Raw genomic sequence first — 21,689 nt, forward strand, 5'->3', positions numbered from 1 at the left:
CCTGGTACGGCCCGCGCGTGACCGCCACCCGCCTGGAAGGTCGATCAGACCTGCCGGGGACACGTGAGGGGCCGCGTGCTGCGGCGCGGCCCCTCACGGACTCGGTCTCCTCGGTGGTGCATGACTCAGTGGTGCATGACGACGTACTCGACGATCGTGAAGCCGGTGAGGAGCAGGAACGCGCTCCCGAGCAGAGCGTAGAGCAGGACGGGCTGCCGCTGACCTCCGGGCACGGGCCCCGTCTCCGTCTTCTCCGTCGTCTCCGTCTTCTTCTCCGCGTTGCCGGTGACGGGCGTCCCGGCGTCCTTGGCGACGGCCGCCCCGAGCCTCGTACGGCCCACGGGCGGCCGTGTCGTCCTCCCGGTGGTCATGGTGCCGGGTCTCACGGCGAGGCCCGCCGCGGCGATCTGGTACGAGCGGCTCCCCGGCGGGAAGACCGTCACCCGGCTGTGCCCGCAGTCCGGGCAGGTCATTCCCGACCAGGGCGGCTGGACCATGGTGCCGGCTCGGAGCCAGACCACGACGTCGCGACCGTATTTGTTGGTCAGGTGCCGGACGACGTATTCCTCCAGCCAGATGTGCCAGCAGTGCAGGCACTCCATCGGCCAGGTCTCGCGAGTGCTGAACTCCTCGTTCACGAGGATCACCCCCACTGTGACTCCGATATTTGACCGAGTGTGGGCGCGCTCTCTCACCGCAACAAGCGTCCTAACCATACAAAATCCTAATCATCAGGTTTTGATATGATTTCTCATTAAATCTGAGACAAACGCTAAGTTCTCCGGCAAGACGCCCGGGAAGGACGAGCATGTCCCGCCCGCGGCGATCAGAGCCGGACTTCCGGCCGGGCCGGCCGGAAGTCCGGCGGCGGTCAGGGCTGTTGTGTGATCTTGACGTCGTCGATTCCGGCCTCGACCAGCGAGGCGCCCGCGGCGTCGGCCGCCTCGACGAGGATCCGGACCGTCTGCCCGGCGAAGGCGGAGATGTCGACGCCTGCCGCAGCCCAGGAGCCGTTACGGTTGCCGGCCGCACCGCGCTGCTGGAACACCTGGGTCGTGGTGGAGCCGACCACCCTCACCCGCAGGAAGTCGGCGCTTGAGGCGTTGGCCGTGTGGGCGAGATACCAGGAGAAACCCAGCTTGAGGGAGCCGCCCGGCGGCAGCGTGATGGCCGGTGACCGGATGCCGGTGATACCGCCGTCGACGTCGTGATCTCCGGCGGAGGTGCCGGCCGACCGGCCGGTGACCAGGTCGTTGACGCCGCTGACCGTGGTGCCGAGCTGCTTGGCCCCGCCGGAGGCGGTGGCCTCGGGGTCACCGCGCTCCCAGGTGCCCGAGGTGGCGGTGTCGGTGCCGCCCGGGTTGACGGTCCAGCCGGTCGCCGTCTCGAAGGTGTCGGAGTAGACCGGCACCGGCGGGTTGCCGGCGCCGCAGTGCTGGGACTCCTTGCCGATGATCCGGTAGACGCAGTCGGAGTACTCCAGGAAACGCAGCATGGCCTCCCGATTGCGGGTCGTCTGCGGGACGATCTGCTCGTCGGGTGGATAGAAGCCCGGGGACACGCCGGTCGGATACATCTCGACGGTGTAGCTGAAGATCTTGGAAGAGGCCCACATCCAGTCCTCGATCGAACCGTCGGTGATGTAGAGGTCGCTGGCCTGCTGGGGGGTGTAGCCGTTGGTGGAGGCCATGTTCCGGCCCAGGGCCGCGAAGGCGTCGCGGTCGTCCTGGGTCAGCCCGGGGGCGGTGTCGCTCACGGTGTAGCCGAAGGGCCACAGGATCAGCTCGCTGTAGGTGTGCCAGTCGATGTGCGACCTGATCTGCTGCACACCGCCGACCACCCGGCCGCGCACCCAGTCGGCGACCGCCTTGACCTCGGGGGCCGACTCGGGGGCCTCGCCGCGGTAGGTGTCGCTGGAGGGGGATCCCGAGGAACCGCCGCAACAGCCCCACTGGTGGGCCCAGTTGCGGTTCATGTCAACGCCCACCGCGGTCGAGCCGGGGTTGGGCCGGCGGTTCTTGCGCCAGTAGCGGTAGGAGCCGCCGGCGATGTCGTACTCGCCGCCGTCGGGGTTGAGGTCCGGCATGACCCAGATCTCACGCGAGTTCACCAGGTTGGTGATCCTGCCGTCGGTGCCGTAGCCGTCGGTGAGCGTGTTGAGGATGTAGAGCGCCATCTCGACGGTCAGGTGCTCCCGGGCGTGCTGGTGGTGGGTGAACAGCACCTCGGGCTCGTTCTCGTCCGTCCCGGCGTTGTCGCTGATCTTGATGGCGATCAGGTCACGGCCCTCGTAGGAGGTGCCGTAACTGCTCCTCTTCGCGATCTCCGGGTGGTCGGCGACGATCTTGTTGATCTCGGCGACCATCTCGCCGTAGTTGTGGTAGCCGGAGTCGGCCGGCGGGAAGTCGAAGGCCCGCGCGGCCAGGGACGACGGCCTGGGGATCTCCGTGACGGTGTAGCCGAGCCTCTTGATCGCGGCGACCTCGGCCTTGTCGGCGGTGACCACGACCCCGCCGGGCTCCACCAGGTCGATCGCGGCACCGGTGGCCGCGACGGCGGTCCGCTGCGCGGAGGTGTTCGGGCCCCGCACCCTGTACTGGCCGCCGGGCGGCGGTTCGGCCGAGGCTCCCGCTCCGGTGACGCCAACGCACAACAGCGTCAGGACCGCGAGTAACACGGTCAGGCGACGTCTCACCTATGTCCTCCTCAGGCGCGCGCTAGGGGGGTTTTCGCGCGCCTTCACCGAGAGTCAGGCAAGTCTGTCGATTGGCAAAGGCCCAAAATCAGAAGATCACTGTGTTTTTCAACACAGCGCGTTCTTCGACACGGCGTCAGAAATCGATCTCGAACCACACCGTCCTGCGCCCGCCACGGCCGTCGTCCCTGATCCCCCACCGCGACGCGAGCAGGTCCACCAGGAACATCCCCCGCCCGCTCTCCGCCTCCGGGTCGTTGCGCACGTGCGGCGCCGACGCCCCGGAACCCGCGTCGGACACCTCCACCACCACGGTCCCCGGGCCCGCCGCCACCGTCATCGCGACCTCCCCGCCACCACAGGAGGTCGAGTGAACCACCGAGTTGGTCACCACCTCGCTCACCAGGAGGACGACCTCGTCGGACGCGGGATGCCCCGCACCGAGAAACCTCCTGACCCGGCACCGCGCCGCCGAAACCGACTGCGGCACCCCCCGCAGGGTCGTCGTCGATCCAGGCGGAAGGCTCCGCCGCGCGATCGCCATGATCGACCTCGCTCCCCGACACACATATTTCCATGCGCGTCGCGCTCTGAGATGGCACACTCACTCACGGTGAACTGTTCTATCAGGGACTTCAACAGCTCATATTGAGATTCCTCAGTTTTGTTGCCATCTGACGGAGAGCGGAGGTGCCGCATGGCTTCACGGCGCAGCCCCACGGCCCGCCAACGCCGCCTGATGGCGGAGCTGAGCCGCCTGAGGAGGAGCAGCGGACTGTCGCGGGTGGAGGTGGCCGAGCGGATCGGCTCCACCGACACCACCATCTGGAGATACGAGACGGGTCTGACCCGCCCAAGACCCTCCGACGTGTCGGTCCTCACCGAGGTGTACGGCGTGACCGGGGAGGCCCGCGACTCCCTGATCCAGATGGCCGGGGAGGCCCGCAGGCGTGGCTGGTGGCACCGGTACCGGCAGGCGCTGAAACCCGGCTTCGACTCCTACATCGGGCTGGAGGCCGAAGCCGCCGTGGTGCGTTCCTACGAGCCGCTGGTCGTGCCCGGCCTCATGCAGACCGAACCGTACGCGCGGGCCGTCATCGAGGCGGCCGCCGTCACCCAGACCCCGGCCGAGGTCGACGAGAAGGTCTCCGTGCGCGTCTCACGTCAGCGGTTGCTGTACGGCCCCGGTGACCCGATCCAGCTCGTCGCGCTCCTCGACGAGGCGGTGCTCCGGCGCCGGATCGGCGGCCCCGGGGTGATGCGCGAGCAGCTGGAACACCTCGTCGATCTCGGCGGGCTGCCCAACGTGGAGATCCGGGTCGTCCCGTTCTCCGCGGGGGCGCACGCGGCGATGGACGGCAAGTTCTGCCTGCTCAGCTTCCCCGACCCCGAGGATCCCGACCTGGTCTACCTCGAACAGGCCACGAGCGGGCTCATGCCCAAGGATCCGGAGGAGGTGCGCCGGTACACGCTGATGTTCGGGAGCCTGACGGCACTGGCTCTCGGCGCGGAGGCGTCGGCCGCCTTCATCGCCCGGACGGCGCGGAGATGTTCCAGCCATTAGGAAGAGAGATGCGAGGATCACGATGGATCTGTCCAGCGTCGTGTGGCGCAAGAGCAGCCGCAGCACCAACGGAGGCGACTGCGTGGAGGTGGCGGTCGTCCCAGGCGACCCGGCTCTGGCCGCCCACAAGGCCGGTGCCGGCGAGCTCTACCTCGTCCGCGACTCCAAGAACCCCGACGGTCCCGCACTGGCCTTCACCCGGGGCGAGTGGGACGCCTTCGTCGGCGGCGTGAAGGACGGCGAGTTCGGCTGAGACGCGTCCGGGGGGAACCGGGCACCTGAGGTTCCCCCCGGACGTGTGCGGCACGGCCGTACCGGCGTCCGGCGGCTCAGAGCCGCTCGACGCCGGCGCCCCGGCACCGGTCGCGTGTGTCGAAGACGAACGCGGCCGTCCGCTGGACGAGCTCGTAGTCGAAGCAGTCGTGGTCGGTGAGGATGACGACCACGTCCGCCTGGGTCAGCTCCACGGTCGTGGGCTCGACCATCTCGATCCCCGGTGGCAGCATGAAGTCGTCCACGTGGGGGTCGGCGGCCAGCACGTCGGCCCCCAGCTTGCACAGGATCCTGGCCACCTCGATCGCCGGGGACTCGCGGCAGTCTCCCGCGTTCTTCTTGTAGGCGAGCCCGAGCAGCAGCACCCGGCTGCCCTTGATCGGCTTGCAGCGCTGGTTCAGCGCGAGGATCAGCCGGTGGACGACGTGCTCCGGCATGTGGTCGTTGATGTCGTTGGCCAGCTCCACGAACCGGAAGTTGTGCCCGAGACTGCGCTTGACCTTCCACGACAGGTAGGACGGGTCGATCGGGAGGCAGTGGCCTCCGACACCCGGCCCCGGGGTGAAGCGCATGTAGCCGAACGGTTTGGTGGAGGCGGCGTCGATGGCCTCCCAGACGTCGATCCCCAGTTGCTGCGCGAAGATGGACAGCTCGTTCACCAGGGCGATGTTGACGTGCCTGAAGGTGTTCTCCAGGAGCTTGCACAGCTCGGCCACCCGCAGCGAGGAGACAGGCACGACCTGATGGACGATCCGCTCGTAGAACGCCTGGACCCTCTTCAGGGAGGCGGCGTCGAGGCCGGAGACGACCTTGGGGGTGTTCTCCAGGCGCCACCGCGCGTTCCCCGGGTCGATCCGTTCCGGGCTGTAGCCCAGCAGGAAGTCCTCGGGCGCGCGCAGCCCGGACCCTTCCTCAAGCAGGGGACGGAGATACTCCTCGGTGGTTCCGGGATAGGTGGTGGACTCCAGGATCACCGTGGCGCCCGGCCGCAGCAGCGGGGCGACGGACTGGCCGGCCGAACCGATGTGCCGGAGGTCGGGCGCCCCCTCGCGCAGCGGTGTCGGCACCGTGATCACGCAGATGTCGAACGCCTCCGCGTCGGCGTAGCGGGTGCCGGCCAGATAGCGGCCGGAACGGTGGGCGGCGGCCAGCACGTCGTCGCCGACGTCCTCGACGTACGACTCGGCGGCGTTGAGCCGTTTGACCCGCCACTCGTCGACGTCGATCCCCACGACGTCGAACCCCGCCTCGACCGCCCGCATCGCCAGCGGCAGTCCTACGTACCCCTGGCCGACGACGACCAGCTTCTCTCCCATGCCGGGACCCCCGTCGCTTCGAGATGAGATACGACCCGACTGTAGGAGTCCGGGCTTCCCACGGCGGCGATTCGGCGCCGGTCCCGGCGTGTCGCTCCAGATCAGGTGAGCTCAACCCGGAGAAGCGGACCGATACGGCCGGCAACACCATGACCACCCGGCCAAACAACACACAATCATCGAAACACCAATACATATCGCCATAAATACAAATTTCCACCGATCAATCGGCGATCAGAAACGGCGCGCGAACCAAAGATCAGCCCTTCTTCCGGAGAAGGGCGTCGAACGGAGAACGCGGGGAGCCTTTTGACGCTCCAAGGTAAGTAATGACCGGGCGTATTCACGAGTAAAATCCATTCCAATATCACAGGAAAGGAGATTCTTGATCGAACATTAGCGCTCAGCGCCCTCCCGTTCAAGGCGCGGCCACCACCCGCGCCGTGACGCCCTCCCTCATATGACGACATTTCTCGTCATCGACATTCTCTAGGTTTCATACGCAATGCGAAGAACCCGGCAGAGCTGGAACGAGGACCGCGAGGTTGACCCCTGGTGGGCCGTGGGCCACCCGCCGGACCGGACCCCTGACACGGCACAGGATCAGTGAGGTAAGGAGTTGTGTCGCATGTCCAACTTCCATGACGACGCACCCGACCGGGCAGCCGGTACGGCTGCGCAGGCAGAATCAGGAGAGACGGCCGGCACCCGGCGACCCCCCGGGGATCCGGCGGAGGCGGTCGCCCGCCGTACGGAACCCACCCGCGAAACCACCGCGACCACGCGGGGGACCGGCCGCCACCGCTCACCGCGGCGCGGCACCGGACGCCGCTGGCTGAGGGTGTCCTTCGCCGCCGTGCTGGCGATGGGCGTCGTCACCGCGACACCGGACAGGGCGGACGCGACACCGGTGAGCATCGGCAACGCCGCACCCTACGGGGTCCTCGCCGGAAACGCGGTCAGCAACACGAACCTGACCGCGATCACCGGGAACCTCGGGGTGAGCCCGGGGTCGTCGGTGACCGGCTTCCCGCCCGGCACCGTGTCGGGAGCCGTGCACGCGGGCGACTCCGCCGCGGCCCAGGCCAAGGCCGACCTGGTCTCCGCCTACAACGACATCGCGGGGCGGGCCCCCGACGCCACCCTCCCCGCCCAGCTGGGCGGCACCACCCGGAACCCCGGCGTGTACAACTCGACCGGCGGGACCTTCACGATAACCGGCACGCTCACCCTCGACGCCCAGGGCGACCCGGACGCCGTCTTCGTCTTCCAGGCCACCACCCTCACCGCGTCGAACGTCAGCAACATCAACCTTCTCCGCGGCGCCCAGGCGAACAACCTCTTCTGGCAGGTCGGCAACTCCGCGACGCTCGGCACGTTCTGCACCTTCCGCGGGAACATCCTCGCTCAGAGCGGGGTCACGGTGGGCAGCGGCGCGGCCGTCTTCGGCCGGGTCTTCTCCCTCGGCTCCACGGTGACCACCGTGGGCACGGCCAGCCTGCCGGCCACCCGCGTCACGGTGCCGAACGACCCGCCGACCACGACCACCCTGGCGTCCTCGGCCAACCCCTCCTGGAGTGGCGCGCCGGTCACCCTCACCGCCACGGTGCAGGCCAACTCCGGCTCGGTCGTCCCCGCCGGAGAGGTGGTCTTCAAGGAGGGGACGACCGCTCTCGGCTCGGACTTCCTCGACCCGTCCGGCGACGCCGTGTTCACCACCGCGGCCCTCTCCCGGGGGCAGCACGCGATCACCGCCGTCTACCTGGGCGGAGACACCTTCAACGGCGAGCAGGTGATCCACTTCGGGCCGAGCACCTCCGCCGTGCTGAACCAGACCGTGTCGGACAGTCTGTGGAACGCCGCGGCGACCCCGGACACCCAGATTCACGACGACTCCCGGGCGGTCACGCTCGGCGTGAAGTTCAGGGCGTCGACCGCCGGAACCGTGACCGGAGTCCGCTTCTACAAAGGCGCCGACAACACCGGCACCCACACCGGAAGCCTCTGGGACAGCACCGGCCAACTCCTCGCCACCACCACCTTCACCGGCGAGACCGCATCCGGCTGGCAACAGGCCACCTTCAACACCCCCGTCGCCGTCACCGCCAACACCACCTACACCGCCTCCTACCACACCCCCTCCGGCTACTACTCGACAACACGCCCGTACTTCACCTCGTCCTACACCAACGGCCCCCTCACCGCGCTCGCCGACGGCACAGACGGCGGCAACGGCGTATACGCCTACAACCCCACCGACGCATACCCCACCAACACCTACCAATCAACGAACTACTGGGTCGATCCGGTGTTCGCACCGTCGGACAGCCTCTGGAACGAGACGGCGACCCCGGACACCCCGTCCGGCGACGACTCCCGGGCGGCCACGCTCGGCGTGAAGTTCAGGGCGTCGACCGCCGGAACCGTGACCGGAGTCCGCTTCTACAAAGGCGCCGACAACACCGGCACCCACACCGGAAGCCTCTGGGACAGCACCGGCCAACTCCTCGCCACCACCACCTTCACCGGCGAGACCGCATCCGGCTGGCAACAGGCCACCTTCAACACCCCCGTCGCCATCACCGCCAACACCACCTACACCGCCTCCTACCACACCCCCTCCGGCCACTACTCGACAACGCACGCCTACTTCACCTCGGCCCACACCAACGGCCCCCTCACCGCGCTCGCCGACGGCACAGACGGCGGCAACGGCGTATACGCCTACAACCCCACCGACGCATACCCCACCAACACCTACCAATCAACGAACTACTGGGTGGACGTGATGTTCTACGGCTAGCCGGCGTTCCCGGCGACCGCCTCTCCATCGGATGGCGAAACCCCTATCTGAGATGTCCCCTGCCGGCCGCATGTCAGTTCACGGAAACGGCGCCGGCCACCGATACGGTCGAATATTCGGAGCCGAGTATTGAGACCGTGCCGACGGCCGGCATTGGCTGCGAATCGCCTATGAAAAGGGCCATCTCATAATGATTATCAGTAAGCATCGCGCTTTTCGACGGAATATCAGGGGCTCCCTGCCGGCGGCCCTCGCCATCGTCCTGGCGATGGGCGCGCTCACCGGGACACCGGTGAGCGCGCGTGCGCAACAGCCGCCCGTGAATCTCGGCAACGCCCGGAGTTACGCGGTCATGGCCGGGACCGCGGTCATCAACACGGGCCTCACCCGGGTGGTCGGGCGGCTCGGGGTGAGTCCCGGCACCTCCGTGACCGGCTTCCCGCCCGGCTTCGTTTTCGGCAGGGTGCACAGGGGGGACAGCGAGGCGGCCTCGGCCATGGCGGACGTGGTGGCCGCCTACGCCGACATCGCCGGCCGGGCACCCGACGCCACCGTGCAGTCCGAGTTGGGCGGGACGGCGATGGCCCCCGGGCTCTACGAGTCAGCGGGGGGAGGTTTCACAATAAACGGGACACTCACCCTCGATGCCCAGGGCACCCCGGGCGCGGTCTTCATCTTCAGGGCCGACACCCTCACCACGGCGGGGGTCAGCAACATCAGCCTCGTGGGCGGCGCCCAGGAGAACAACGTGTTCTGGGAGGTCGACTCCGCGACGCTGGGCACCTACTCCGTCTTCCGGGGAAACATCCTGGCACTAAAGTCGATCATGGTGGGTGCGGGGGCGGTCCTCCACAGCCATGCCCTCGCCATCAACGAGACGGTCATCATCCAGGGCACCCCGCGCCGGCCCGCCACCCACCTCGCCCTGCCGGACAGGCCGTCGACCACCACGACCCTCACCTCGTCTCTCAACCCCTCCACGGCGGGGCAGGCGGTCACCTTCACCGCCACGGTGCAGGCGATCACCGGTTCAATCGTCCCCACCGGTAGAGTGATCTTCAGAGACGGCTCCACCATCATCGGCGTGGCCCGGCACGGCAGCGGTGTCCCCGCGGTGTTCACGACATCGAGCCTGGCGGTGGGAGCACACCAGATCACCGCCATCTATCTGGGCGGCAAGACCGCCGTCAACGAGGCGTGGATCAACTTCGCCCCGAGCGTGTCACCCGTACTGATCCAGACCGTCAACAGCTGAACCCTGAGATCTCCGGACGGTCCCCTCCGGAGATCTCAGCGCGTCCCTCCCTTCGGGCCGCGTCACCGGCCCCGGAACCGCCCGTCACCGGTGACGGAGACCTTCACGCGGGTACCTGAATTCTGCTGTGGTCGCCCACCATCAGCTCGTGGGTGTTCGGCATGCCCGTCGCGCGGCTCACCTCGACGTTGCGCCCGATCAGGGAGTGCGCGATGCGCGACACCCCGTGGACCGAGGAGCCGTCGAGCACGATCGAGTAGTCGATCTCGGCGTTCTCCACCAGGCAACTCGCCCCGATCGAGGTGAAGGGCCCGATGTAGGAAGAAGTGATCTTGGTGTCCGCCCCGATCACGATCGGCCCGCGCAGGATCGAGTTCTCCACCACCGCGCCCCGCTCGACGACGACCCTGCCGGTGATCTCACTGAGCCGGTCCACCGTGCCCCTGACGCCGGGCTCGATCCGTTCGAGAACGATGCGGTTGCACTCCAGCATGTCCTGCAGCCGCCCGGTGTCCTTCCAGTAGCCGTCGACGAGGTGTGAGTGGACCCGGGAGCCGTGGTCGATGAGCCACGTGACGGCGTCGGTGATCTCCAGCTCGCCGCGCGCGGAGGGCGTGATCGCCCGGACCGCCTCGTGGACGGCCGGGGAGAAGATGTAGACCCCGACGATCGCGAGGTCGCTCCGCGGGTGCTCCGGCTTCTCCTCCAGTCTCAGGATCTCGCCCGAGGGCCCGAGTTCGGCGACCCCGTAGAACTGCGGCTCGGCGACCCTGGTGAGCAGGATCTGGGCGTCGTAGTCCGCCCGGCGGAAGGTGTCCACCAGGCCGGCGATGCCGCCCACCAGGAAGTTGTCACCCAGGTACAGCACGAAGGGCTCGTCGCCGAGGAACTCCCTGGCGATCAGAACGCAGTGGGCCAGGCCGAGAGGGGCCTCCTGGGGAATGTAGGTGACGTCGAGGCCGAACATCGAGCCGTCCCCGACGGCGGCCCGGACCTCGGCCGCGGTGTCGCCGACCACGATGCCCACGTCGGTGATGCCCGCCTCCCGGATCGCCTCAAGCCCGTAGTAGAGCACCGGTTTGTTGGCGACGGGTACCAGCTGTTTCGCCGAGGTGTGGGTCAGCGGGCGCAGCCTCGTCCCTTTGCCACCCGCTAGAACGAGTGCCTTCACGCTCTGTGGTTCCTTTCGCGAGGAAACGCATGGCCGCGGTGACCACATGCCGTCGGATTTTACGGCGGGCTTGAATCGACGCTTCTCCGCCGTCGTGTGCCTTTGCCGAAGGGCGTGGGAGACGTTGCCGGGTTCACACCTTTCCGCGGTCGCGGAAGGTCCATGTTCGATGTATCGCGTAACTTAGCGGAGGACTCATGACTATTATCATCGCCTGTGCCACCATGATGGGAATTCCACAGAATTCCACCAGAATCGGCAGCCCGATGAGTGATGCGGCCAGGAAGGCCGCCCCGACCAGGTAGAACCGCAGGTAACCGGCCAGCCACGGCTCCCCGGAAACACGGAAGACCACCAACCTGTACCAGGGGTAGACAATCACCACGGTGATAAAATGGCTGACCACGACCAGGAAAAGATAGGCGACCCCACCTTTGGTCGTCAGCAATCCTAGACCCAGGAGAGCGTAATAGAGCGCGGCCGTCATGGCGCCGGCCAGCAGATATGTGATGCGGTGGCCACCAAGAGCCGAGATCACAGCTCTCCGTCCCAAATGTGAATCTCTGTCACGGGCGGTTCGACTTTCGACGTCAACCATGTGGCGGTCACTCCGGATCACGGTCGGGCAGCGGAATCGACGAAATCCTAGTCGGCTCCGGATAACAGTCGGGGGATCAATGTCAGTGTCGGTGGTTATTCCGTGTTACCGCTCCGCGCGGACTCTTCCGGCGCTGGTGGCCAGGCTCACCCAGGTTCTCTGTGACATGTCCGTCCGCCACGAGGTGATCCTCGTCGTCGACGGAAGCCCGGACGACACCTGGAGGACGGCCGCCGAACTGGCCCACCGGATCGACGGCGTCCGCGCGGTGCACCTGTCCCGCAACTACGGCCAGCACAACGCGCTGGTCGCCGGGGTCAGGGAGGCCCAGTTCGAGGTCGTCGTCACGATGGACGACGACCTGCAGCACCTGCCGGAGCAGATCCCCCTCCTGCTGGCCGCGCTTGAGGGCGACCATCTCGACCTGGTGTACGGCGTGCCGCACCGGGAGGAGCACGGATTCGTCCGCAGCCTCGCGTCCCGGTCGGTGAAGGCGGGCATGGCCGGCGCGCTGGGCATCCGCACCGCCCGGACGATCAGCGCCTTCCGCGCCTTCCGGACACGCCTGCGGGACGGGTTCGAGGAGCTGTCCGGACCGCACGTGTCGATCGACGTGGCCCTGTCCTGGGTCACCACGAGGGTGGGCTCGGTCAGGGTGCACATGAGCGAACGCGACCACGGACGGTCCAACTACACGCCGCGCCTGCTGATCCGGCACGCGGCGAACATGCTCCTCGGCTACAGCACGGCTCCGCTGCGCGCGGCGAGCTATCTCGGGTTCCTCGCCGGGCTCGTCGGCCTGGCGCTGGGCTGCGCCGTACTGTGGCGCTTCGCCACCGGTGACACGACGGTGGCCGGGTTCACCACCGTCGCCTCGATGATCGCGATCTTCTCCTCAGCCCAGCTGATGTCCATCGGCGTCCTCGGGGAGTACGTCGGCCGGATACACGGCAGCGGAATGGGACGGCCGGCCTACGTGGTGTGCGAGCGCGCCGGAGGGGCCGGCGGCCTCGACGTGCCCCGGCAGTCCGACGGGCTCGGCCTGCCCGTGCACGCGGGGATCGGCTCCGGACCGGACGAACGGTGAGAGCAGGCCGGGCGAGACCAGGTGAACGGTGAGCAGGGTCCGCACGGGTTCGAACCCGTACCTCGCCCAGGCCCGCTGCACCCGCGTGTTGTGGCCCTGGGTGGAGATGACGACCTCGGCGGCGCCCCGCGCCGACGCGCGGTCCTCGACGGCCTTCAGCAGGTGAGCGTAGACGCCGCGCCCGCGCGCCTCGGGGACCACCCCGGCCAGCAGGATCTCCGTACGGCCGGCGGTCTCCTCCAGCGTGGCCAGCCCGAGGACGTCCCCGGAGCCGTGATCCCGCAGGGCCAGGCAGCCGCCCTCGGCGGCGGACCTCAGCGCCCACTCCCGGTAGCCCGCCAGCGCGCCGGCGGCGTCGAACAGGGGGTTGGCCAGGTAGTGGTTGCCGTACCCGGCGAAGATGACGGACACCGGCCGGCGCGCCACCTCGGGACCGACCGGCTCCGCCGTCCACGGATCCGGCGACGGTCCGGGCGCCCGCCCCCGGCCGGCGCGCAGCCGCCAGTACACCAGGGAGTCGGCGAACACGGCGGCCCGGCCGAGCCCGGTCAGTTCCGCGAACCAGCCGACGTACTCGGCCGGATATCGCAGCACGATGACGTCGGCGGCCGACCCCAGCACGGCCTCGCGGACCACGCCGAACGGGGTCACCGCCGCCGCGGAGACGGTGAGCCGCTCCACGGAGCGGCCGAACCGGGCGGACTCCAGGGGGGACTCCACGGCCTGTACGGCCCGCTCCTCCATCACGTCGTCCCAGCCCATCAGCGCATCCGGCAGGTCAGGACGGCGTCGATCACCTGGGCCGTCCCGGACTCGCCCAGGTCGGCGAAGAGCGGCAGCCGTACCAGGCGGTCGGTGACCTCCTCGGTCACCGGGCACCCGCCGGGGGCGACCCGCCCGTGGCGCAGACCGGCGGGCGCGGTGTGCAGCGGCTGGTAGTGGAACGTCGCCTGCACCCCTCGCCCCGCGAGGTGGCCGATGAACGCCTGCCGGGTCTCCAGGTCGGGAAGGAGCAGGTAGTACAGGTGTGCCGGATGGGCGCAGCCGTCCGGGACCATCGGCTGGGCCACCCCGTTCTCCGCGGCCCAGTCCGCCAGCCCCTCGTGGTAGTCGCGCCACACGGCGTGCCGCCGGAGCTGGATCCCGCCGAACGACTCCAGCTGCGCGGTCAGCTGAGCGGCGAGGACGTCGGACGGCAGGTAGCTCGACCCCACGTCGACCCACCGGTACCTGTCGACCTGGCCGCGGAAGAACCGGCTGCGGTCGGTGCCCTTCTCCCTGACGATCTCGGCGCGGGCCACCAGGTCGGCGTCGTTCAGCAGGAGCGCGCCGCCCTCGCCGCACTGCGCGTTCTTGGTCGCGTGGAAGCTCTGGACGGCCATCCGGCCGAACGATCCGAGGGGCCGTTCCCGGTAGGAGCCGCCCAGGCCGTGGGCGTTGTCCTCGATGAGGGCCAGGCCGTACCGCCGGCAGAGCTCGCCGAGGGCGTCCATGGCGCACGCGACCCCCGCGTAGTGCATGACCACGACGGCCCGGGTGCGGTCGGTGATCGCGGCCTCGACCAGTTGCTCGTCCAGGTTCAGGGTGTCCGGCCTGCAGTCGACGAACACGGGCACCGCCCCGCGCAGGACGTAGGCGTTGGCGGCCGACACGAAGGTGAACGACGGCATGATCACCTCGTCGCCGGGCCGCAGGCCGAGCAGGATCGCCGACATCTCCAGCGCGTGGGTGCAGGAGGTGGTCAGCAGCGCCTCACCGGCGCCGGTCATCTCCCTCAGCAGCCCGGCGGCCCGCCGGGTGAACGGCCCGTCCCCACAGGTGAACCCCTGGCGTACGGCCTGCGCCAGGTAGTCGAGCTCGTTGTCCGAGATATGCGTTCGATTGAATGGGATGCTCTTCAGATCGGTTTCGCTCACGGTCGCAGTGAACACCGGCCTGATCGGCCGACACGCATTACACTCTCATTTCCTGGCGAACCATTACGTAAGCCTTACATAATGCCGATCCATCCAGCACTCCACAAAAAAGGGGATTGTCAGAAATGGCAGCCCGCCGTTCCCGTAAAAGCTACGGAAGGGCATTGCCCCCGCCACAAATGATCTTCTGACATAAGATCGGAACCGGCGCTCGTCCCGCGAGGAAACCCCCTTCTCCCTCGATAATATTGCCCGGAACTCGGACATCGCCGCCTTTCGCCCGCCCCTGCCTCTCCCCGGCCGCCGGGGGCTCCGCCGCGAGGTCGCGATCAGAGGCTGCACGCGACGCACAACGAGGAGAGGTCTCATGCGACGGCGGATGTTCCCGATCGCGGTACTCGCCCTTGGGGTCTGCACGGCCGTCACGGCCGTCACCCCGGGGGCCGCCTGGGGGCTGGCCCCCGTCCCGCGCATCGGCCAGAGCGATGCGCGGGCGGGGAGCACCGATGGCCCGGAAGCCCCGCCCGCGCAGGAGGGCGCCCCGCAGGTGACAGCGGATACCCCCCTCCCGGAGGAAGTACGGTCCCCGCGAGACGCCCGTCCCGCGGAGACCGGCCCGGCCCCGGCGGCGGACGCCGCCCAGGAGACGGCGCCGCCCGCCCCACCTCCCACCGCCCCACCTCCCGCCGGTCCGGCATCCGGCCACCCGGCGTCCGGCGGGGAGAACACCACCTCCGTGGAGACCGGCTCACCGGGTGAGGAACAACCGGATGGGGAAAAACCCGGAGCAGAACGGCCCGTCGGGGAAAAACCCACTGAAAATAGCCAAGGCAGAGCGAGAAAGGCCACGGCCCCCGGTAACCGGGCATTCCGCGCCGCCTGCCCGCCGACTTCCGTGATCTGCCTGGAGAACAGCCTCCCCGGTAATCCCTCCAGCGAATGGAACATCCCGGGAGCGGGCAGCAGCAACATTCAGGGATATGCCACCAAAATAAGCGTCAACCACGGCGAAACCATACAGTTCAAGGTGAACACCGCGGCGACCAGCTACCGGATCGACATCTACCGCATCGGATATTACGCTGGAATGGGGGCGCGGAAGATAACGACCGTCAACCCCTCGGCCTCCCTGCCCCAGACGCAGCCGGCCTGCGTGAACGACGCGGCCTCCCAGATGGTCGACTGCGGCAACTGGGCGGTCTCCGCCTCCTGGGCGGTGCCCGCCGACGCCGTCTCGGGGGTCTACATCGCGAACCTCATCCGGCAGGACGGGACCAGCGGCGCCAGCCAGATGATATTCGTGGTCCGGGACGACGAGCGCGGCGCGGACATCCTCCTCCAGACCTCCGACGCCACCTGGCAGGCCTACAACACCTACGGCGGGACCAGCCTGTATCTGAGCAGCGCTCCGCCGGGGCGGGCCTACAAGGTCAGTTACAACCGCCCGTTCACCACCCGCGGCAGCACTTGCTGTAACGGCTCGGTGGAGAGCTGGTTCTTCGACTCCGAGTACCCGATGGTCAGGTGGATCGAGGCCAACGGATACGACGTGAGCTACACCACCAACGTCGACACCGTGACGCGGGCGGCGGAACTGCTCGAACACAAGATCTTCATCTCCTCCGGTCATGACGAGTACTGGTCGGACGAGATGCGGACCAACGTGACGAACGCCGGGAACGGCGGCGTCAACCTCGCCTTCTTCTCCGGAAACCAGAGCTTCTGGAAGACCCGGTGGGAGAACAGCATCGACGGAACCGGCACACCGTACCGGACGCTCGTCTGCTACAAGGAGACGCTGGCCAACGCCAAGATCGACCCGAACACCCAGTGGACCGGGACATGGCGCGACCCGCGTTTCTCCCCGCCGTCGGACGGCGGCAGACCGGAGAACGGCCTGATGGGGACGTTGTTCAGCGTCAACGGCGTCGTCAACGACGCGATAACCGTCCCCGCCGAGTACGGCGACATGCGGCTGTGGCGCAACACCTCCATCGCGACCCTGCCCGCCGGTCAGACGGCCACCTTCCCCGCGGGAACGCTCGGCTACGAATGGGACGAGGCCCCCGACAACGCCGTCACGCCGTCGGGGCTGGTGAGGTTCTCCAAAACACCGCTGAGCGTTTCGTCCTATCTGCTGGACTTCGGCAGCACCTACGGCAACGCGGTCGCGGTTCACAACCTGACGCTGTACAAGGAGGCGAGTGGAGCTCTCGTCTTCGGCGCGGGCACCACCCAGTGGGCGTGGGGGCTCGACGCCAACCACGATCGGTCCGGCTCGCCGACGGACGTCCGGATGCAGCAGGCGACGGTCAACCTCTTCGCCGACATGAACACCCAGCCGGTCACCCTTCAGGAGGGCCTGGTGCCGGCGACCGCGTCGACGGACACCACTCCCCCCACGTCGGCCATCACCGCCCCGGTGAACGGGGCGTCCGTGCCGACCGGAGCGGAGGTGGCGATCCAGGGAACGGCGGCCGACACCGGGGGCGGCGTCGTGGGAAGCGTCGAGGTGTCACTCGACGGCGGCACCACCTGGTCCTCGGCGACCGGCCGCGCCACCTGGCAGTTCGTCTGGACACCGACCACCACCGGACCGGTGACGATCACGGTCAGGGCGGTCGACGACATCGGCAACCTTCAGACGGCCCCGGCGACCACGACCGTGAACGTCACCGTGGGATGCCCCTGCACCCTCTGGTCGCCGACCGCCCTACCCGCCGAGGCCTCACACAACGATTCCGCCCCGGTCGAGGGCGGGGTGAAGTTCCAGGCCGCGAACTCGGGTTTCGTCACGGGGATCAGGTTCTACAAGGGGGAGCTCAACACGGGCACCCACGTCGGCGACCTCTGGACCGCCGACGGGCAACTCCTCGCCACGGCGACGTTCGCCAACGAGACCGCCTCCGGCTGGCAGCAGGTGAACTTCCCAACCCCCGTCCAGATCACCGCCGGCACCGTCTACATCGCCTCCTACCACACCACCTCGGGCTTCTACTCGGTGTCGAGACCGTACTTCACCGCACCGCTGACGAACGGGCCGCTCACCGCACTCGCCGACGCGGCGAGCGGGGGCAACGGCGTCTACGCCTACGGCGCGTCGAACACCTTCCCCACCGGCACCTTCCAGTCCACCAACTACTGGGTCGATCTGGTGTTCGTTCTGGAGAACAGCCTCTGGGACAACACCGCGGTCCCGGACGAGGAGTCCCACGACGATGCCCAGGCGGTCACCCTGGGGACGAAGTTCACGGCGAGCACGACCGGCACGATCAGAGGCGTCCGGTTCTACAAGGGCGCGCTGAACACCGGCACCCACGCCGGAAGCCTCTGGACCGCCGACGGGCAACTCCTCGCCACGGCGACCTTCACCGGCGAGACCGTCTCCGGCTGGCAGCAGGTGGACTTCTCCACCTCCGTGCCCGTCACCGCCGGCACCGTCTACGTCGTCTCCTACCACACCACCTCGGGCTTCTACTCGGTGTCGAGACCGTACTTCACCGCACCGCTGACGAACGGGCCGCTCACCGCACTCGCCGACGGGACGAGCGGGGGCAACGGCGTCTACGCCTACGGCGCGTCGGACACCTTCCCCACCGGCACCTTCCAGTCCACCAACTACTGGGTCGACGTGGTGTTCGCGCCGTCGAACACCCTGTGGACCTCCCTGAGCTCACCGGAGATCGACTCCAACAACGACTCCCAGGCGATCACGCTAGGGGTGAAGTTCACCTCAAGCACGACCGGCGTCGTCAGGGGCGTCCGGTTCTACAAGGGCGCGCTGAACACCGGCACCCACGCCGGAAGCCTCTGGACCGCCGACGGGCAACTCCTCGCCACGGCGACGTTCGTCGACGAGACCCCATCCGGCTGGCAGCAGGTGAACTTCTCCACCCCCGTCCAGATCACCGCCGGCACCGTCTACGTCGTCTCCTACCACACCACCTCGGGCTTCTACTCTCTGTCAAGACCGTACTTCGTCTCATCGCACGTGAGGGGACCGCTCACCGCACTCGCCGACGGGACGAGCGGGGGCAACGGCGTCTACGCCTACGGCGCGTCGGACACCTTCCCCACCGGCACCTTCCAGTCCACCAACTACTGGGTCGACGTGGCGCTTGACTACCTCTGAGGACCGCGCCCGGGGGATCAGCCTCCGGGCGCGGAGGGAGCCCGGCTCCCGTACGGAAGCCGGGCCCTCGGGAAGCGCCGGGTATCCGGTGGGCGGCGCAGTCTCCGTACCGGATCGTCCAGCGCGTCCCGCCTGGAGAACCATGCGGGCCTACATCACACCGGACTGTCCGGCACGCGGTAGATCGCGTAATCACCTGAGCGGAATTGAAGCTCAGCGTAATCCCCGATCTTCGAATCGAATGTTGCGCGGCTTTCGTCGGCGAAGAGCCAGCGCACTCCGTAGCGCTCCCTTAAAGCGCGGATCACGGATGACAAGGGCGCGTGGAAGGCCGCGTCATTCAGTCGAATTCTTTCCTCGTCCCAGAACGGCAAGCGCTCCGGCAACTGCCCCGGACGCCAATGGCTCATGTTTGTGGACGTATACGTCCACCCTTCAACCAGCACGCGTCGTTCGGACAGCGCGGCCACCCAGAACTGACGGCTGTCGCACGGGCTCTCATACCCCCAGCGGCAATGTCCGTTCGTAGCGACCAGGTCCTTCGGATTCGAGTGAGCGCGCAACCACCGTGCGGCCTCAACGATCCCCCGCGGGATCGCCTGGGCCGCCACCGGCTGGTCCTCTCTGCCAACGGCGATTTTCGGTGCGTCGTCCGTGGCCGACAGGATGCGCGTACACCAGGCGGCGGGCGGCCCGGCGGCGGTGAACATGACGATCACAAAAGCCCAAGCTCGAAGGCTGCCGCGCCTGGTCACAAGCAAGGTGACGGTCACCACGAGAACGGCGACCACGAGGACGGCATAGGGACAGTACAGGATTGAGTCCTGCTGGCCGGGACTCAGCGGAGCCCTGACACCGCAGAACATGCGGATCAGATAGGCGGCCGTCATCCCTGCGCCGACCGCGCCCGCCATCGCCCTCGGCGATATCTGTGCCCGCCGCACGATGACGACGATTCCATAGGCCGCGACAATCATCAGATAGGGGTAGGCCACCGCGAAGAAATAGAGCTGAGCCAGGTGAGGATGGTCCAGCAGAAGCACCGCGGCGAAACACGCCGCGCCCATACCGAGCAGGAGAACGACCGGGGGTCGTATGAGCAGCCGCGGCTTGCACAGCAGCCCCAGACCTCCGCCCCATGTGACGGCCAGACAGATCACGTACAACACCGTGATGCCAAGCAGTGAGGCCAACGGCGGCTCGACCGTAACGGCAGAGCCGGTCAGTCCTTCCCAGGTTCGGCGCATCAGGGACAGAGGATCGATTACCATCGCCTGCCGTGCGCTGCCGAACAGCACCAGCTGGGCGTAGAAGAAGCACGCCGTCGTCATCCCGAGTGCGACGAGCGCAGGCCATGGTGGTCGACGCCGCGTGACCGCCTCGACCGTGACAACGGCCACGAGCCCCCCACCGAACAGGAGTAGACAGGTGGCCTTGGCCCCCATGACCGCCACGAGGAATACTCCCAGCAGCAGCCATCTCCCGGCGTCACGCCGCCGCTCAAGAAGATCGACGAAGAGAAGAACGGCCGGGGCGAAGAGCATGGCTCCGAAAGTCAGGCTGGGCCCGGTCCAGGACTGAAAACCTCTCCACGTGAACATCCCGATGTTCACCCCCAGGTAGAGGTTCGGAGCGGTCATGAAGACCGTGCCCGCAATGGCCGTCAGTGCCCCGGCCCATGAACCGGTGATACGTCGGCCGATCATTCCCAGAAGAACAACAAGCGCGGCCAGCATAGGCAGAGTCGCCAGACGGAAGAGCAACACCAGCGGTTCCACTCCGGTCACCCAGCTCGCCGCCGCGAAATGAGCGTAAATGAACCAGTGATAGAAGAGGGATTCGCCGGCGACCATGGGCAGCCTGGGCGGCATATGATTTTTCAACTCACCGATCAGAGCCAGGTGATACGGCATGTCGATATTGGCCGTCCCGAGTGACGGCCAGACGAGGGCGTTACTCCGGAAGAAAGTAACCGCCCCCAGGGCGACCAGATACATCACGATCAGCGCAAGAGACCACGACCACCAGGCAGGCGCCTTATCCGTCCTGTGGGATCCGCCTCTCCAATGCCTCCGTAGTCGTGGGACGGTGAGGAAGAGCACATACGTGCCGACCGGCCATGCCAGCACCAGCAGCGGCAACCCGATGGCGCGGGCGGCGATGTAGGTGAACACCTCCAGGGCATAGCCGAGCGCCGCACCGAGAGCGATCTCCTCTGCCAGCGTACGGCTACCGCCGTACAGCGCCCGGATGAGCAGCAGACCAGGAAGTGCCAGGCACAGCACGATATAAACGCCGAAAAAGCTTATGTCCGAGCCGGAAACCCCGAAGAAGCTCAGCACTGCCACGGTGAACGAAACCACGAACGAGGCCGGCAACCACCTTGACAGTGACAGACACCGCAATCCTTGACGCCGCGTCCCTCCGTGCGGGGACCCGCCTGGTGGAACGGTTCCCACAGGTTCGAGTGGGATCGGCGCAGAACCCTGCGCGGGCGAGCTTATGTCCATGCGCATAAGCTTGATAACGTGCGGGCCTCAGGCCGGCTTGAACGCAGCCTGTTGATTGTTTCCTTGCCAATATTATGGCCGATAATGACATCGCGACTCGCGGGATCTTGTCGCGATTTCGACTTGTCTCGCGATCGAATAGGCGACCGACGACGGCATTCACCGCGACAGTACCCCAAAAAGACCATAGGTGGCACCCATGTTCACAGCGCCGCCTTCGGGGAAGTCGTTTTGTCTACCTGTTTAAGAAACGCAGCATTAGAGGAATCACCGTCTTGGGTAAGCCTCCGAAAACTTCCCTGCCGATCCTTTTCGTCGCCAGGAGGAACGATAACGAACCGGGTCAATTCAACCTCTCCCCTTTTACCT

General features: G+C 67.5%; 14 protein-coding genes and 1 pseudogene. 6 read left to right on the forward strand and 9 right to left on the reverse strand.

Translation table 11 applies throughout. The features are described from left to right. Positions 1-125 precede the first annotated feature (125 nt). The 3 genes from ABZ194_RS01580 to ABZ194_RS01590 form a co-directional block, all read right to left on the reverse strand. Positions 126-638, reverse strand: coding sequence for a hypothetical protein (locus ABZ194_RS01580; RefSeq protein WP_355590688.1), 513 nt, complete (start codon positions 636-638; stop codon positions 126-128). Positions 639-871: 233 nt separating this feature from the next. Then, a complete protein-coding gene (locus ABZ194_RS01585; protein WP_355590691.1) occupies positions 872-2,695 on the reverse strand; it encodes a M14 family zinc carboxypeptidase in 1,824 nt (607 codons plus the stop codon). Between the two features lie 136 nt (positions 2,696-2,831). Next, positions 2,832-3,185, reverse strand: coding sequence for an ATP-binding protein (locus ABZ194_RS01590; RefSeq protein WP_355590694.1), 354 nt, complete (start codon positions 3,183-3,185; stop codon positions 2,832-2,834). Between the two features lie 207 nt (positions 3,186-3,392). On the opposite strand from ABZ194_RS01590, the gene ABZ194_RS01595 reads away from it, so the two are divergent. Together ABZ194_RS01595 and ABZ194_RS01600 are read left to right on the forward strand one after the other, a co-directional pair. Further along, positions 3,393-4,259: a helix-turn-helix transcriptional regulator gene (locus tag ABZ194_RS01595; RefSeq protein ID WP_355590697.1), complete on the forward strand. Its 867-nt coding sequence runs from the start codon at positions 3,393-3,395 to the stop codon at positions 4,257-4,259. A gap of 22 nt (positions 4,260-4,281) precedes the next feature. Continuing rightward, positions 4,282-4,512: a DUF397 domain-containing protein gene (locus ABZ194_RS01600; protein WP_355590700.1), complete on the forward strand. Its 231-nt coding sequence runs from the start codon at positions 4,282-4,284 to the stop codon at positions 4,510-4,512. Between the two features lie 76 nt (positions 4,513-4,588). Here the strand turns inward: ABZ194_RS01600 and ABZ194_RS01605 are convergent, their stop codons facing one another. Continuing rightward, on the reverse strand, positions 4,589-5,848 hold the full coding sequence (locus tag ABZ194_RS01605) for a nucleotide sugar dehydrogenase (RefSeq protein WP_355590703.1): 1,260 nt from the start codon (positions 5,846-5,848) through the stop codon (positions 4,589-4,591). A 628-nt stretch (positions 5,849-6,476) separates the two neighbouring features. Between ABZ194_RS01605 and ABZ194_RS01610 the strand changes: the two genes are divergently transcribed. Then, complete coding sequence (locus tag ABZ194_RS01610) at positions 6,477-8,651, forward strand: DUF4082 domain-containing protein (protein WP_355590707.1); 2,175 nt, start codon at positions 6,477-6,479, stop codon at positions 8,649-8,651. Between the two features lie 268 nt (positions 8,652-8,919). Beyond that, a complete protein-coding gene (locus ABZ194_RS01615; RefSeq protein ID WP_355590710.1) occupies positions 8,920-9,906 on the forward strand; it encodes an ice-binding family protein in 987 nt (328 codons plus the stop codon). 103 nt (positions 9,907-10,009) lie between these two features. Here ABZ194_RS01615 and ABZ194_RS01620 read toward each other — a convergent pair whose 3' ends face one another. Both ABZ194_RS01620 and ABZ194_RS01625 read right to left on the reverse strand, forming a co-directional pair. After that, on the reverse strand, positions 10,010-11,077 hold the full coding sequence (locus ABZ194_RS01620) for a glucose-1-phosphate thymidylyltransferase (RefSeq protein WP_355590713.1): 1,068 nt from the start codon (positions 11,075-11,077) through the stop codon (positions 10,010-10,012). A gap of 133 nt (positions 11,078-11,210) precedes the next feature. After that, positions 11,211-11,675, reverse strand: coding sequence for a GtrA family protein (locus tag ABZ194_RS01625; protein ID WP_355590716.1), 465 nt, complete (start codon positions 11,673-11,675; stop codon positions 11,211-11,213). Between the two features lie 91 nt (positions 11,676-11,766). Here ABZ194_RS01625 and ABZ194_RS01630 point away from each other — a divergent pair, with 91 nt between their 5' ends. Next, positions 11,767-12,762 (forward strand): glycosyltransferase family 2 protein, encoded by a 996-nt coding sequence (locus ABZ194_RS01630; protein ID WP_355590719.1) that lies wholly within the window; start codon positions 11,767-11,769, stop codon positions 12,760-12,762. A 63-nt stretch (positions 12,763-12,825) separates the two neighbouring features. Here ABZ194_RS01630 and ABZ194_RS01635 read toward each other — a convergent pair. Both ABZ194_RS01635 and rffA read right to left on the reverse strand, forming a co-directional pair. Beyond that, positions 12,826-13,524, reverse strand: a pseudogene (locus ABZ194_RS01635) (GNAT family N-acetyltransferase); the annotation flags it as partial. After that, positions 13,524-14,678, reverse strand: coding sequence for a dTDP-4-amino-4,6-dideoxygalactose transaminase (gene rffA / locus ABZ194_RS01640; protein WP_355590722.1), 1,155 nt, complete (start codon positions 14,676-14,678; stop codon positions 13,524-13,526). The gene rffA and the pseudogene ABZ194_RS01635, both read right to left, overlap by 1 nt. 1,027 nt (positions 14,679-15,705) lie before the next feature. Between rffA and ABZ194_RS01645 the strand changes: the two genes are divergently transcribed. Next, positions 15,706-18,810, forward strand: coding sequence for a DUF4082 domain-containing protein (locus ABZ194_RS01645; protein ID WP_355590725.1), 3,105 nt, complete (start codon positions 15,706-15,708; stop codon positions 18,808-18,810). Between the two features lie 155 nt (positions 18,811-18,965). Here ABZ194_RS01645 and ABZ194_RS01650 read toward each other — a convergent pair whose 3' ends face one another. Continuing rightward, on the reverse strand, positions 18,966-21,152 hold the full coding sequence (locus ABZ194_RS01650) for a hypothetical protein (RefSeq protein ID WP_355590728.1): 2,187 nt from the start codon (positions 21,150-21,152) through the stop codon (positions 18,966-18,968). Positions 21,153-21,689 lie beyond the last annotated feature (537 nt).

This window comes from Streptosporangium sp. NPDC006007, from assembly GCF_040614315.1.
Taxonomy (GTDB): domain Bacteria; phylum Actinomycetota; class Actinomycetes; order Streptosporangiales; family Streptosporangiaceae; genus Streptosporangium.

What these genes read in the sequence shown, in the direction of transcription:
- ABZ194_RS01595 (WP_355590697.1), top strand. Translation starts at nt 3,393, where the DNA reads ATGGCTTCACGGCGCAGCCCCACGGCCCGCCAACGCCGCCTGATGGCG.
- ABZ194_RS01600 (WP_355590700.1), top strand. Translation starts at nt 4,282, where the DNA reads ATGGATCTGTCCAGCGTCGTGTGGCGCAAGAGCAGCCGCAGCACCAAC.
- ABZ194_RS01605 (WP_355590703.1), bottom strand. Translation starts at nt 5,848, where the DNA reads ATGGGAGAGAAGCTGGTCGTCGTCGGCCAGGGGTACGTAGGACTGCCG.
- ABZ194_RS01610 (WP_355590707.1), top strand. Translation starts at nt 6,477, where the DNA reads ATGTCCAACTTCCATGACGACGCACCCGACCGGGCAGCCGGTACGGCT.
- ABZ194_RS01615 (WP_355590710.1), top strand. Translation starts at nt 8,920, where the DNA reads ATGGGCGCGCTCACCGGGACACCGGTGAGCGCGCGTGCGCAACAGCCG.
- ABZ194_RS01625 (WP_355590716.1), bottom strand. Translation starts at nt 11,675, where the DNA reads ATGGTTGACGTCGAAAGTCGAACCGCCCGTGACAGAGATTCACATTTG.